The sequence below is a fragment of the Hymenobacter oligotrophus genome (genome assembly GCF_003574965.1).
GTDB classification, from domain to species: Bacteria; Bacteroidota; Bacteroidia; order Cytophagales; family Hymenobacteraceae; genus Solirubrum; species Solirubrum oligotrophum.
In genome coordinates, this window is the sequence record NZ_CP032319.1 from 18,587 (window position 1) to 31,586 (window position 13,000).

The 13,000-nt window shown below is 62.1% G+C and carries 12 protein-coding genes; 7 read left to right on the forward strand and 5 right to left on the reverse strand.

The features are described from left to right. The first annotated feature begins 179 nt into the window (after positions 1 to 179). Both D3Y59_RS17970 and D3Y59_RS17975 read left to right on the forward strand, forming a co-directional pair. Entirely contained in the window at positions 180 to 929 is a 750-nt protein-coding gene (locus tag D3Y59_RS17970; protein WP_119446598.1) for a type IV toxin-antitoxin system AbiEi family antitoxin domain-containing protein, read from the forward strand. Continuing rightward, entirely contained in the window at positions 914 to 1,900 is a 987-nt protein-coding gene (locus tag D3Y59_RS17975) for a nucleotidyl transferase AbiEii/AbiGii toxin family protein (RefSeq protein ID WP_119446599.1), read from the forward strand. Before D3Y59_RS17970 ends, D3Y59_RS17975 begins: the two co-directional genes overlap by 16 nt. A 56-nt stretch (positions 1,901 to 1,956) precedes the next feature. Here D3Y59_RS17975 and D3Y59_RS17980 read toward each other — a convergent pair whose 3' ends face one another. The 5 genes from D3Y59_RS17980 to D3Y59_RS18000 all read right to left on the reverse strand — a co-directional run bounded on the left by D3Y59_RS17980 (position 1,957) and on the right by D3Y59_RS18000 (position 8,164). Then, complete coding sequence (locus tag D3Y59_RS17980) at positions 1,957 to 3,702, reverse strand: hypothetical protein (RefSeq protein ID WP_119446600.1); 1,746 nt, start codon at positions 3,700 to 3,702, stop codon at positions 1,957 to 1,959. Positions 3,703 to 3,828: 126 nt separating this feature from the next. After that, positions 3,829 to 4,452, reverse strand: a complete 624-nt coding sequence (locus tag D3Y59_RS17985; RefSeq protein WP_119446601.1) for a helix-turn-helix domain-containing protein — start codon at positions 4,450 to 4,452, stop codon at positions 3,829 to 3,831. Positions 4,453 to 4,463: 11 nt separating this feature from the next. Then, positions 4,464 to 4,841 (reverse strand): cupredoxin domain-containing protein, encoded by a 378-nt coding sequence (locus D3Y59_RS17990; protein ID WP_119446602.1) that lies wholly within the window; start codon positions 4,839 to 4,841, stop codon positions 4,464 to 4,466. 12 nt (positions 4,842 to 4,853) lie between these two features. Further along, positions 4,854 to 7,118, reverse strand: a complete 2,265-nt coding sequence (locus tag D3Y59_RS17995; protein WP_119446603.1) for a heavy metal translocating P-type ATPase — start codon at positions 7,116 to 7,118, stop codon at positions 4,854 to 4,856. A 134-nt stretch (positions 7,119 to 7,252) separates the two neighbouring features. Next, positions 7,253 to 8,164, reverse strand: a complete 912-nt coding sequence (locus D3Y59_RS18000; RefSeq protein WP_162910900.1) for a trypsin-like peptidase domain-containing protein — start codon at positions 8,162 to 8,164, stop codon at positions 7,253 to 7,255. Between the two features lie 388 nt (positions 8,165 to 8,552). Between D3Y59_RS18000 and D3Y59_RS18005 the strand changes: the two genes are divergently transcribed. The 5 genes from D3Y59_RS18005 to D3Y59_RS18025 all read left to right on the forward strand — a co-directional run bounded on the left by D3Y59_RS18005 (position 8,553) and on the right by D3Y59_RS18025 (position 12,973). Next, a complete protein-coding gene (locus D3Y59_RS18005; RefSeq protein ID WP_119446605.1) occupies positions 8,553 to 9,020 on the forward strand; it encodes a hypothetical protein in 468 nt (155 codons plus the stop codon). Between the two features lie 304 nt (positions 9,021 to 9,324). Beyond that, positions 9,325 to 10,269, forward strand: coding sequence for a heavy metal-binding domain-containing protein (locus tag D3Y59_RS18010; RefSeq protein ID WP_119446606.1), 945 nt, complete (start codon positions 9,325 to 9,327; stop codon positions 10,267 to 10,269). Between the two features lie 49 nt (positions 10,270 to 10,318). Then, on the forward strand, positions 10,319 to 11,026 hold the full coding sequence (locus D3Y59_RS18015; RefSeq protein WP_119446607.1) for a DUF305 domain-containing protein: 708 nt from the start codon (positions 10,319 to 10,321) through the stop codon (positions 11,024 to 11,026). A gap of 55 nt (positions 11,027 to 11,081) precedes the next feature. Beyond that, the gene (locus tag D3Y59_RS18020; protein ID WP_119446608.1) at positions 11,082 to 11,624 is read left to right on the forward strand and encodes a heavy metal-binding domain-containing protein; all 543 of its coding nucleotides are present in this window, start codon (positions 11,082 to 11,084) and stop codon (positions 11,622 to 11,624) included. Between the two features lie 104 nt (positions 11,625 to 11,728). Further along, positions 11,729 to 12,973, forward strand: coding sequence for a TolC family protein (locus tag D3Y59_RS18025; RefSeq protein ID WP_119446609.1), 1,245 nt, complete (start codon positions 11,729 to 11,731; stop codon positions 12,971 to 12,973). Positions 12,974 to 13,000 lie beyond the last annotated feature (27 nt).

The following is a 13,000-nucleotide window of genomic DNA, read 5'->3' on the forward strand; positions in this document are numbered from 1 at the left end:
CACCCCGTGTGGCACTTCGCAAACACCCTCCCGTTGCCTTTAACAAGGTAGCAGGAGGGTGTTTCGGTTTTCTGCATAGTACTACCTGAGTCTGCTACTCACCGGAACACAACGCGTATTTTGTAATGTTTTGCAGTGAAAAAACTTTACAATTGGCGTATCTTTACCGGACGTAGCAAATGGAAAAAGCGACCAAATCCACAACCGCCCGCCAAAAAATACTCAACCGCCTGCAAAAGCTGGAGCCGGGCGCCCTCGTGCGCTACCAGGACTTTGCCAGCCTGGGCATCGCGCCGGGCACGGTGGCCGTGAACCTGAGCCGCCTGCGCCAGGAAGGGCTAGTGCAGCAGGTCACCAAAGGCACGTACCGGCTGCCGCTGCAAAGCCGGTTCGGCCCGGTCCCGGTTTCCGAGCAGCAGGTGCTGCAGGTGCTGCTGCAAACGCCCAGCAAGAAGCTGCGGGGCTACCCCACCGGCGTAGCGGCCTTCAACCGCCTGGGCCTGACTACGCAGGTGCCCCAGGAAATTCAGATTGCTACCTCCCGGCCGGGGCGGCCGAAGAAAGTCGGCAACGTGCGCGTGCGCTTCGTGCGCAGCCGGGCCGATGTAAAGCCAGAGGAGGTAAAGCTGTGTCAGCTGCTCGATGCTCTGCGGCAGATTAAGCGCCTGCCCGACACATCGCCGGCCGCGGCCCTGTTGCGCCTGCGCGAGCAGATAAAACAACTACCGCCGAATGAGCAGGCCGCTCTGGTTCGCCTGGCGCAGGACTACAACCCAGCCACGCGCGCCCTACTAGGGGCCCTGCTGGAAGGGCTGGGTGAAGCCAAGCTAGCTACCAAGCTGAAAGCCAGCTTAAATCCCTTATCCACTTATAAGCTTGGTTTGTCCGAGCAAGCCTTACCCAACCGCGCGCAATGGCAAATCCGATGACCCTGCACACCCATGAGCAGGACTTTCGCAACCTGATTACCATCACCGCGGCGGCCCGGGCGATGCGGCAAAGCTTTATCGAGAAAGACTACTGGGTCACCTGGGTGCTGCGCAACCTGGCCGACTCGGCCGTGGCCGACCACGTCGTGTTCAAGGGCGGCACCTCGCTTTCCAAGGGCTACGGGCTCATCGAGCGGTTTTCGGAAGATGTGGACCTGGCCGTCATCCTGCAGGAGCAGCAAAGCGACGGCGCGCTGAAACGGCTCATCCGCGACATCCATAAAATCGCCGCCGGCGACCTGCCCGAAGTAGACGTGCCAGGCTCCACCAGCAAGCGCGGCCACAACCGGCTGGTGTACCACCAGTACCCGCACCTGTTCACCGACCCGGTGCCGACGGCTACCGAGCACATTCTGCTGGAAATAACGGCCTTCGGAGAACCCGAGCCCCACAGCAAGCGCCCGTTGATTTCTTACCTGGGGCAGTACCTGCTCGACTACGGGCAGCCGGAAGCCGTGCAGGAGTACGGCCTGGCAGCCTTCGATTTCAACGTGCTGAGTCTCGCGCGCACGTTTGCCGAGAAAATCATGGCCCTGGTGCGCGCCTCCTACGAAGAAGACCCGCTCGCGGCCACGGGCCGCAAGGTGCGCCACCTCTACGACCTGCACCAGCTGGCCAGCCAGCCTGAGGTGGCCGCCCTGCTGGCTAGCCCCGGCCTGGCTCAGCAGCTCGCGGCCGTGCAGCGCGACGATGCGCGGGCAGGCGTCATCGGCCCGACGCGAGAATGGAAAACCAAGCCCCTGACCGCCTGCTGGGCCTACGCCGAGGAAGCGGCAAACTTGCGTCAGCTCCAGCAGCCTTATGAGCAGGAATTACCAAGTCTGCTGCACAGCCCACTTCCCGCGTTTGACCAGGTGCTGCACATCATGCAGCGCATCGTGCAGCAGTTACGGGCCTACGATGGATTATGAACAACATGAGTTTATGACCTAGCCCGCCGAAATAATCATGTATTTCCCTACTCTGCCTAGTCTTTCGCCCCTCGATTGATGATGGGCAAAACCTGGTACAGCATCTCCTTGGGTATACCCAGCATATCGCGCTTTTCGGCGTAGTTCTCCAGGAACAGGGCAAAAGGGTGAATGCTTTGCATCTGCCGCTGTTCGTCCTCCGCCTCGCTGATACCGGTCCACGCCGGGGCCTGTAGATAAGCCAAGTACTCCTCCAGCACGTCCTCAAATACCATGCGGCCGTCCCGAAAATCTTCGTGGTAGGCCAGCAACGTGTCCACGTCGACAATAATCAGCGGACGGACGTTGTGCACCGGCAGCCCCTGCTGCTCCAGCTTTGCCAGCTCTTCCTGGAACCAGTCGTTGACGACCACGTTCAGGCCGGGCTGGTTATAGAGTCGGTCGTGCACCACCAGCACCGGGTAGATTATCAGTTCTGCCGGGTCGAAACTAGTATCGAAGGGCAGTTTTTGGCAAAGCAGTCGTTTTACGTTGTTAGCCAACTGCCTTGCCGCTTTGGGGTGGCCCTTATCATCTTCATAGAACTTCTTCTTTACCTCGTTCAGGTAAGTGGCAAAGTCGTGGCCGGCCTTGGCAACCTTATTCACCCACACGTCTTTCGACTCAAACAGCACGGCCCGGTTGTCGTGGCGGAAATAGTAGTCGGGCTCGGACTGCCCTTTTAATTGCCATCCCTCGAAGATGGCCCGGCCGCTCAGGGCCAACCCTCGACCCTGAAAGATGGCATCGAGCAGCAGATACATGAGGTACTGTTCGGAGAACAAGTCGCAGTACACCGAGCGCCAGTCAGACTCCCGTTGGCTTTTCGGCAAAGACCGGTTGACCGAGTTAAACTGAAAGAATAGCCCTTTGTGCATGGCTTCCACCACCAACACCGGATAGGCCAGCACAAAAGTGCCTGGCGTTTCTTCTACCAGCGGCGTGGCTCGCAGACTGGTGAAGTCGGCCTTGTCCAAGATCTGGCCTTCGCGAAGCGCAAAGTGGCGCAGGAAGGCCCGGTCAGTTTCAAAGTCTGGTTGAGTATCAGGTATCTCCACGGAGATGCGGCCCGGGTTGTTCGCCTGCATAACGGGCTTAGTCACGCCACTGAGCCGGCGGAAATACTCGGGCCAGTCCCGGCAGCCGAAGCGTTGCAAAAATCCTTGCAACAAAGGGGCAAAACGAGCCTCTGCCTCTAAAAACTCAAACAGCCGGACTGACTTAATGAGTTGCAGGACGGCGACATGAAGCAGGCGTAGATTAACCAACTCAAAGTCCGAGAACGTTAGCGCCAGAGTCATTGCGGCGAGCGGCTGCGTCGGAAGCAGTACCTTCGCTGCGGCCGAAGCCTGGTCCTGCTCCGCGATATAAGGGCCGTTCAGCACCAGGCACGCTTTGAACAAGCTCTGCTCCAATTCAGCCTCCGACTTGGTATCAGGATCATCCGGCAATTCAAAGCAGTAATTGTAAAGCTGCAGGACCGTTTTGGGGTGCAGAAAGCTTAACCGGCTATGACCTTGCTTTTGGAGCACCTTCGCCCGGTCAAACACCTCGTCGGCAAACCGCTGGTTATGGGCGCCAAAGAACTGCTGCATGTCCGAGATATGATTCCGCGTGGGAGCCGGCACTTGGCTGAGGTAGCCCAGCAGATGCGACACGCATTGCAGGCGCCGTAGTCGGCTGATGCCCGATAGGTATTCCTCAACAGGCAGGATGGGCTCGGAAAAAAGGTAGGTAAAATCGACAAGTAACCCTCTAGTCATAAGCAGAGCAGGAGCGGAAAAGCTTAGGGAATGGCTCCTGCGCTGATGAACACAGAAAAAAGGTCCGGCGTTAATGACGCGGACTATTTTTCTATGTTCATCCTTCGCTTGCTCACCTACTCGTCACTAAATCAGTGAATCCAGGCTGCGCCGGGCGTGCGAGGCCGGCCCCAGCTTCTGGAACTCGGTCGGGGTGAGGCCTGTCACCTGCCGGAACTGCCGCGAGAGGTGGGCCGGGCTGCTGTAGCCCAGCTGCTGGGCCACTTCGGCCATGCTCAGCTCGCCGTAGCCGATGAGCTCCTTGGCCCGCTCCACCTTCTGGCGGATGATGAACTTCTCAATGGTGAGGCCCTCGGAAGCGGAGAACAAATGGGAAAGATAGTGGTAGTCCTTGCCCAGGTGCTCGACCAGGTAGGCGGAGTAGTTGAGCAGGCGCGGGCCGGGCGGTGGGTAGTGAATCAGGGCTACCAGCAGCGTCTTGATGCGGTCCACGAGTTGGGCGCGGGGGTCTTCCAACAGCTCAAAGCCGGCCTCCTGCAGGCTGGTGCGAATAGCGGCGTAGTCAGGAGCCGCATTGTCGGGCGTCGATATGTCGGCCTCGCCCAGGGCCACGCGGTGCACCTGCAGGCCCAGCGCGGCCAGCTCCTCGCCCACCACCCGGATACACTGCGGGCACACCATGTTCTTTATCAGCAGCCGGTGCGCGGCGGGCGGCGGCAGCACGTGGGCCACGCTAATGTCGGCTTTCATAGGATGCGCAATCATTTCACCACCAGATTGCCCCGCAGCATGCCCATGCCGCAGGTAAACGTGAAGGTGCCCGCCTGCTGGGGCAGCAGCTCCACCAGCGTGGTTTTGAACGCCGGCAAGTCGCGGCGCACGTTGAAATCGGGCATCAGCAGCTCCTCCGAGCAGCTGTTTTCCTCGTCGCGGTAAAAGCTCAGCTGCACGGGCTTGCCGCGCTCCACCTCAATGACGTCGGGCGAGTAGCCGCCTTTCACCGTGATGGCCACCTCCTGCACGCCGCCCGACATGGACACGGCGCTGGCCGTTTGCCGGGCCGAGAAGAAGAAGTACCAAATGACGAAAGCGGCCAGGCCGACGCCGGCAATGGTGACAATAAAAGCCGTCGTATCCATAAGGAGCAGGAATTAATGAGCCGCAAACGCCCGCAGGCGCAGCGAGTTGGTCAGCACCGACACCGAGCTAAGGGCCATGGCGCCGGCGGCCAGCATGGGCGAGAGCAGGATGCCAAAGAAGGGGTAGAGCAGCCCGGCCGCGATGGGAATACCCAGCGTGTTGTAGATGAAGGCGAAAAACAGGTTCTGCTTGATGGTGCGGATGGTTTGCCGGCTCAGCTCGATGGCCGTGACCACCCCGCGCAGGTCGGAGCGCATGAGCGTAATACCGGCGGCTTCCATGGCCACATCGGTGCCCGAGCCGATGGCCAGGCCGATGTCGGCCTGGGCCAGGGCCGGCGCGTCGTTGATGCCGTCGCCCACCATGGCCACGGTGCGACCCTCACCCTGCAGCTGCTTCACCTTGCCGGCCTTGTCCTGGGGCAGCACCTCAGCGAAGTAGCGCGCAACGCCCACCTGGCCGGCTACCTGTGCGGCTGTCTGCGGGTTGTCGCCGGTCATCATCACCACCTCGATGCCCAGGGCCTGCAGCTGCTTGATGGCGGCGGCCGAGGAGTCGCGCACGGTGTCAGCCACGCCGATGAGGCCCACGGCCTGCCCGGCCACGGCCACGTAGAGCACCGTTTTGGCCTGGGCCAGCAACTGCTCGGCCTGGGCGGTCAGGGCAGGAGAGAGGACAACGCCTTCGTCGGTGAGCAGGCGGCGGTTGCCGATGAGCACGGCCTGCCCCTCCACGGCGGCGGCGGCGCCTTTGCCCTCCACGGCCCGGAAGTCCGCAGCCGCCCCGGTGCCCGCGCCCTGGGCGTCGGCGTAGCGCACCACGGCTTCGGCCAGCGGGTGCTCACTCTGCCGCTCCACGGCGGCCACCAGCTGCAGCAGGCGCGCCGCATCCTGGCCCGGGGCCACGAAGTCGGTCACGGCCGGTTCGCCGCGGGTGATGGTGCCGGTTTTGTCGAGCAGCACGGTGTTCACCTGATAGGCTTTTTCCAGCGCCTCGGCGTTGCGGATCAGCACGCCGTGCTCGGCGCCCTTGCCCGTGCTCACCATGATGGCCGTGGGTGTGGCCAGCCCCAGCGCACAGGGACAGGCAATGATGAGCACGGCCACGAAGTTGACCAGCGCCAGCGGCAGGCGGTGTTCCACTGGGGCTAGGTCGAACCAGAGCACGAACGTGAGGATGGCAATGACCACCACCGTGGGCACGAAAATGGCGCTGACCTTGTCGGCCAGTCGCTGGATGGGGGCGCGGCTGCCCTGGGCATCCTCCACCAGCTTCACTATCTGCGAGAGCATGGTATCGGCGCCCACTTTCGTCACGCGGAAGCGGAAGGCGCCGGTTTTGTTTAGGGTGGCCCCGAACACGGCATCGCCCGGCTGCTTTTGCACGGGCAGGCTTTCGCCGGTGAGCATGGCCTCGTCGAGGGCCGAGCTGCCTTCGGTGATAAGGCCATCGGTGGCCACTTTCTCGCCGGGGCGCACCAGCACGATGTCGCCCAGCTGCACCTGCTCGACGGGCACGTCCACCTCCGCGCCGTCGGGACGCACTACCCGGGCCGTTTTGGCCTGCAGGCCCATCAGGCTGCGGATGGCGGCCGAGGTCTGGGTTTTGGCGCGCATCTCCAGCACCTTGCCCAGCAGAATCAGAGCAATGATGGTGGCCGTGGTATCATAATACACCTCGGGCATTAGGCCCCGGCGGGTGAAGAAGCCAGGTACCACGGTGGCCACCAGGCTGTAAAGAAAAGCGGCGCCGGTGCCCACGGCAATCAGCGTATCCATGTTGGCGGCCCGGTGCTTAAAGCCGTTCCAGGCCGACACGTAGAACTCGCGCCCGCTGTAGAGCAGCACCGGCAGCGTGAGCAGCAGCAGGGCGTAGTTGAGCCACTGCATGTTCACGCGCTGCAGCATCGCCGGCCAGAGCATGAGCATGCTCAGCGGCATGATGACCACGGCCAGCCCCACCGCCACCCAGAAGCGGTGCTTGAGCTTCTGGTAGGCCAGAGCTTTCTGCCGGTCGATTTCGGCGCTGCGCTCGGCGGCGCTGGTATCCGGCGCCCGCTCCGCCACGCCGTAGCCGGCATTAACAACGGCTTCTTTCAGACTGGCCGGCGAGGCCTGCGTGGGTACGTAGTCGATGGTCGCTTTTTCGGTTGCAAAATTGACCATGGCCCGCTGCACGCCCGGCGTGCGGCTGAGCGACTTCTCGACAAACGCCGCGCACGAGGCGCAGGTCATGCCTTCGATGTCCAGGGTTTCGGTCTTGGTAGTCGGTTCCATAACTAGTAGGTTACTACGTGGTTGCCGGGGCCAGCAGCCTGCCAGGCAAGGCCCACAATCACCCTACAAAGGAACGGCCACCCGTCAAGGAAGTTGGTACGCAATCCAGCCCCTGAATTGCATAATTTGGCTTATTAAGCAGAAGTTGTTGCTGCCGCGGCCGCTTGCTTGGCTTGCCAATCAGTTAGCCGCTGTAGGCCTCGGCCTAGATTGACTTTCACCGTGGTAGACACGGGAATGTTCAGCTTGAAGCTTTGGCGCATGAATTCCAGCAGCACGGTGGTGCGCGTTACTAGCAAGTGTTTATGACGGCGCACGGTCAATTCCTCTGTCACAATCCCCACAAGCTTGCGCTCATGTGCTGGGTCACCGAGCAGAAAGTTACCCGTGTCCCAGAGCCCGCTGCCGCTGATGCCCTCCATTTTAGGGCGCCGATGGGGTTGGGGATTGGCGGCCGAAAGCACATCACCGGTAAAGTCAAGCACCAAGTGTGTGCCTGGGTGGAGCCGGAGCCCGGCGTAGTCAAACTCCTTTGTCTGCTGCACCTGCAGCGGGTAAGGCGCCGTTTTCACATGCCCGTTAAACGAGCGGGTTTTTGCCGCCGGGAAGCCCACGGACAGGTACACGTCCGTTAGATGCCGAGGGCTGGTCGACAGTTCATTCAAGGTCAGGAACTGATAAGACTCCTGCAACCGGGCGATTTGGCCTTCGTCAGTCAACTCCAGTACTGCCAAGTCAATCTTGTCGTCTTGGCGCCGACCCGGAGGCGGTGGGGACGTGGTCAGCAGCGTACCAGCCAGTGTCACTTCGTTTGGTGGTAAGATGACGAAGGTTGTGTAGGCCTGACCCGCCAGCACGTGCGCCGCCGTAACAACAAAGAAACGGTTATCTACTGTCAGCAGGACGCCACTGCCGCACGCCGCGATACGGCCTTTGCGCGTGTAGAAGAACTGAATAGTGGAACGGAGTATCGCCGCCGTGGCGATGCTCAAGGGGTGGGCTTTTACTTCTTGTAAAAGCGATGAAGGAGTAGGCGTTGCAGCCATAGGGTAAAAGGAAAAAATGAAGTTATTGGTCTGGGCTGCCAACCAAGTGTAGACTGCCGTTCCCAACATGGAATACGTAGTTGGCACCCTCTTCCCACAAACCACCCTTACTTTTGTCGCGTCGGCCAACACTTTTCTCAGGCAGTTACGCTCGGAAAGCTTATAAAATCAGGTCGAGCACTTGCATAATTTTGCGCTCTTAGCAGCTTGCCTATGGTAGGCAAGAATGCCTTAAAATACCGCTGCGGCTATTTCCTGCCTATTCTGCTGTAGGATAAGCTGGGAATGCTCCACTTGCCAGCTGAACCAACTCACCCGTTTTGCAGTAAGGACCGGGTATTGCACTTTCCAAGCGCCTTCTACTTTTGCGGTTGCTTAGTACCCTCGCATGTTCCGTAGCCTGTTCCCCTTCCGCCGTTTGCTGGCGACGAGCTTCCTGCTCGTCTTCGTCAACGTGTTCGTGGGGCAGTGCTGGTGCGCAACGGTCAATCCGCCCCAGGCCGCCCGGCCGGTAGCGGCGCATCACCGGGCCGAGAAGCCCACGCACCCTGGTTGTAAAGGCCACGGCGCGGTAGCCGGGCACCACGGCAAGCAGGGCAGTCACCCGGCCAAGCCTTCCCGCAGCCACGACTGCTGCAAAGACAAGTCGGCTTCGCTGCTTTCGGCGCTGACCTCGCCGGCGCAGAAGCAGCTGCTCGTACCGGCACCGGCGCTTGTACCAGTTACCCTGGAGTTTCATTTCCGGCCCGCTGCCGGCAAGTGGGATCGTACCCGTGCGGTAACGCTGGTGCCCAGGGAGCACCTGCCGCCCAAAATACCCGACATCCGCATTTTCATCCAGTCGCTGACTGTCTGATACTTCCGACGCGCTAAGGCTCGCGCCGGCATAGCTGTGCTATGTCCGGGGCGGGCCTTTTCGATTGCTCGCCCGCGTGCCTGGTCCACGCCCCCTTCCCCCCATTTCTTGGTTTTCCCTCCCCGCAATGAAGAGTTGCTGTCAGGAGGCCGGCGCGCCACCCCCCCGTGGGCCGGGCCGTCGCTGGCTATCCTACCTGCTCTACGCCGGGCTGGCTGCCGCGCTGGGCTTCGTGCTCTGGCAGCAGTGGCAGGCGTAGCCGCCGGGTGCTGACGCCCGATTTCCTCCCATCCCATTTCAGGTTATGAACCGCCTACTCATCTCCGCGCTGGCCGCCGCCAGCCTGTTTACCACCGTGAGCTGCTCGTCCGATTCGGCCAGCAGCAGCGCCACCAATACCGTTACCACGCCCACCGGCACCGAAGCCGGCGCCGCCGAGCACGCCGGGGGCCACACCTACGCCTGCCCCATGCACCCGGAGGTGACCAGCACCAAGCCCGGCGAAAAGTGCCCCAAGTGCGGCATGGAGCTGGTGCACAACGACCAGGTCTCGAACGGCAAGAGCTACCAGATGCAGTTTGAGCCCATGCCCATGCAGCTGGTGGCGGGCCAGCCCGTGACGCTCACTTACACCCCCCAGGAGGTGGGCAACGAGAAAGCCCCGGTACCGCTGGCCGTGGTGCACGAAAAGAGGATTCACCTCATCGTCGTCCGAAAAGACCTGTCAGCGTTCTATCACGAGCACCCCGAGTTCACGGCCGACGGCAACTACAAAGTACTGTTCACCTTCGCCAAGGGCGGCGACTACGTGCTGTTTCAGGACTACACCCCGGCCGGCGCCGGCCACCAACTGGGCCGCCAGGTGGTGAGCGTGCAGGGCCCGAAGTACACGCCCGTCAAATTCAGCCAGGACCAGCTGCAGTGGAGCCAGGACGGCTACCAGGCCACGCTGGCCTTTGACAAGGAGCTGAAGGTGGGCCAGCTGCTGGGCATGAAAATCACCATCCGCAAGAACGGCCAGCCCGTGACCGACCTCGACAACTACCTCGGGGCACTGGGCCACGTGGTGGTCATCAGTGAAGACACCGAGAATTACCTGCACGTGCACCCCAACGAACAGACCGACAAGGGTCCGGCGATTGGCTTCAACACCAACTTCGAAAAGCCCGGCCTCTACCGTGTGTTTCTGCAGTTCAACCACGGCGGGCAGATTCACACGGGCGACTTCACCATCAACGTCAAGGGCTAGCCCGGCCGAGCTGCCCCCACCTTTTCACCATTCAACCAACCTACACCCCATGAAAACCTCCGCATTCCTGCTGGCCACCCTCTGCTCGGGCACCCTGCTGCTGGGCAGCTGCAACTCCGATAACAAAGCCGACACCACGGCCACCGAAACGGCTTCGGCCCCGGCCGCCGGCGACATGGCGGGGATGGACCACTCCAAGATGGGCGGGGGCGCCGCCGGCAGCTCGCTCCTAGTGGCTTCCATGAACGACATGATGAGCAAAATGGAGGCGATGCCCATGAAAGGCAACACCGACCACGACTTCGCCCACATGATGCTGGAACACCACAAGGGCGCGGTGGCCATGGCTGACATCGAGCTGCGCGACGGCAAGGATGCCACTATGCGTCAGATGGCAGAAAAAATTAAGGCCGACCAGCAGAAGGAAATCAGCGAGCTGGAAGCCATTGCCGAGCGTTTGGACTCGGCTCCCACCAACTACAAGCCCAAGGACCCAGCTGACCCCTTCACTGCCCAGATGAAAGGCTCGATGGATGGCATGATGAAAAACATGCCCCCGATGGTGGCTGACGCGGACATGAATTTCAACATGCTCATGACGGTGCACCACCAGAGTGCTGTGGACATGGCCAAGGCCGAGCTGGCTCACGGTAAGGATACCAAGCTCAAGGAAATGGCGCAAATGATGATTGACGCCCAGCAAAAGGAAATCGAGCAGTTCAAAGCCTGGCACGCCAAGAATGCCGATAAGATGTAGCCCGGGCGGCCCGTCCATACGCTTATCTCACCCCACTCCCTTACCTCCATTTAAGATGAAATTCGTTCGTTCTCTGCTGGCCATCACGCTGCTGGCGGCCCCGCTTTCCCTCTTCGCCCAGCACACCCACCAGGCCAGGGCCGCCCACAGCCATAACGCCGCCGGTGAAACCCACGCCCACACGGCCCCGCACGGGGGAATCGTGCGTACAGCTGGCAAGTACCACGTGGAACTGGTGCTGGCCGGCTCGCAGATGACCGTGTACCTGCTCGATGGCAACGAGCAGACGCTGGCTACCAAAGGCCTGACCGGCACGGCCATGGTGTTGCAGGGCGGCAAAACGGCCTCCGTGCCCCTGGCCCCGTACGGCGACAACCAGTTGCGCGGCGCGCTGCCGGCCGGGGCCACGCCGACGACGGCTATCATCACCCTGCGGCGGGGCGGCGAAACCATCAGCGCCCGTTTCGACAAGCTGGCCAGCACCAGCGCTAAGGCCAAGGCCACCAGTTACATCTGCCCGATGCAGTGCGAAGGCAGCGCCAGCAGCAAGCCGGGCGCGTGCCCCAAGTGCGGCATGGCCCTGGTGAAAAAGGCGTAGGCGGAGCCTGCTTTTTCGGACGCGCGACGTCCGGACCCACTCCGTCCCGGGGCGTCCGCAGCTGCAACCGCGGGCAGCCCCCTGACGAGCTCTACCCTGATCCTATGAAGTACCTGAAGATAAAAAGCCGGGCGCGTGCTGGGCTCCTGCTGCTGGGGCTGCTGATTGGCTGGTTGCCGGCCCGGGCCCAGACCACCGTCATCGGCCTCGACAGCGCTGAAGCCCAGGCCTTGCGCCGCCACCCGCGCCTGCGCCAATCCGACGAGGAAATCGCCGAGCAGCGGGCCCTCAAGCGGGGCAGCTTCGCGCCGGCCAACCCGGACTTTCTCTGGTCGGCACCCACGGGCGAGATGTGGGCACCGGGCGTAGTGCAGACCATTGACCTGCCCAACGTGTACCGCCGGCAGCGGCAGATAGCGCAGGCCGGCGTGGTGCTGGCCGAGCGCAACCGTGACGTGAGCCGCGCCACGGTGCTGCGCGATACCCGCCTGGCCTACCTCGGTCTGCAGTTTGCCGAAGCGCAGGTGCGGCAGTACACCTACCAGGACAGCCTGTACCGGACGTTGCGGCTGGCCACGGAGCGACTTTTCGCGGCGGGCGAAGTCACCTCCCTGCAGCGCATCAGCACCGACGCCGAAGCGCGACAGGCCACCGTGCAGCTGCAGCAGGCCACGGAAGATTTGCGCGCGGCCCAGCGCCGCTTGGCGTTGCTGCTGGGCCAGCCCGGCACCGAACTAACCACCAGCACCGACCTGCGCCGCAGCGGCCCGGAGCTGGCCCAGGCGGGCGCGGCCCTGCTCGGCACTCTGCCCGCCGCGGACAGCAGCGCCCTGGTACGCAGCCCTACCCTGGCGGCGGCCACCCAGAACGTGGCGCTCAGCCAGTCGGGCATCAGCCTGGTGCGGGCCCGCCGCACCCCGGCCCTGACACTGGGCTATCAAAACCAGGCATTTGAGAATTCCCAACTCAAGTACCGCTTTCAGTTCGGGGTGTCCGTGCCCATCTGGTTCTGGACTTACCGCTCGCAGCTGCAGGCGGCCACGGCCCGCTCGCGGGCGGCTACTTACCAGTTGCAAACCCAGCGCCTGGAGCTGGGTACGCAGTACCAGCAGGCCCTGGCGGACACCCGCAAGTTCTCGGCCTCGCTCACCTATTACGAGCAAACCGGCGTGCCCCAGTCCCGGGCCATTATCAGCCAGTCCCAACGGCTGTTTCAGGCGGGCGAGGTCAGCTACCTGCAGCTCATCATGAGCCTGAACCAGGCCTTTGCCATTCAGAATACCTACCTGACCACCATCCGCGACTACCGTCAGGCCCTGGTGGAACTCTCTTACCTACAGGGTGAATAAAATGAAACAGCTCATCATTTTGCTGCT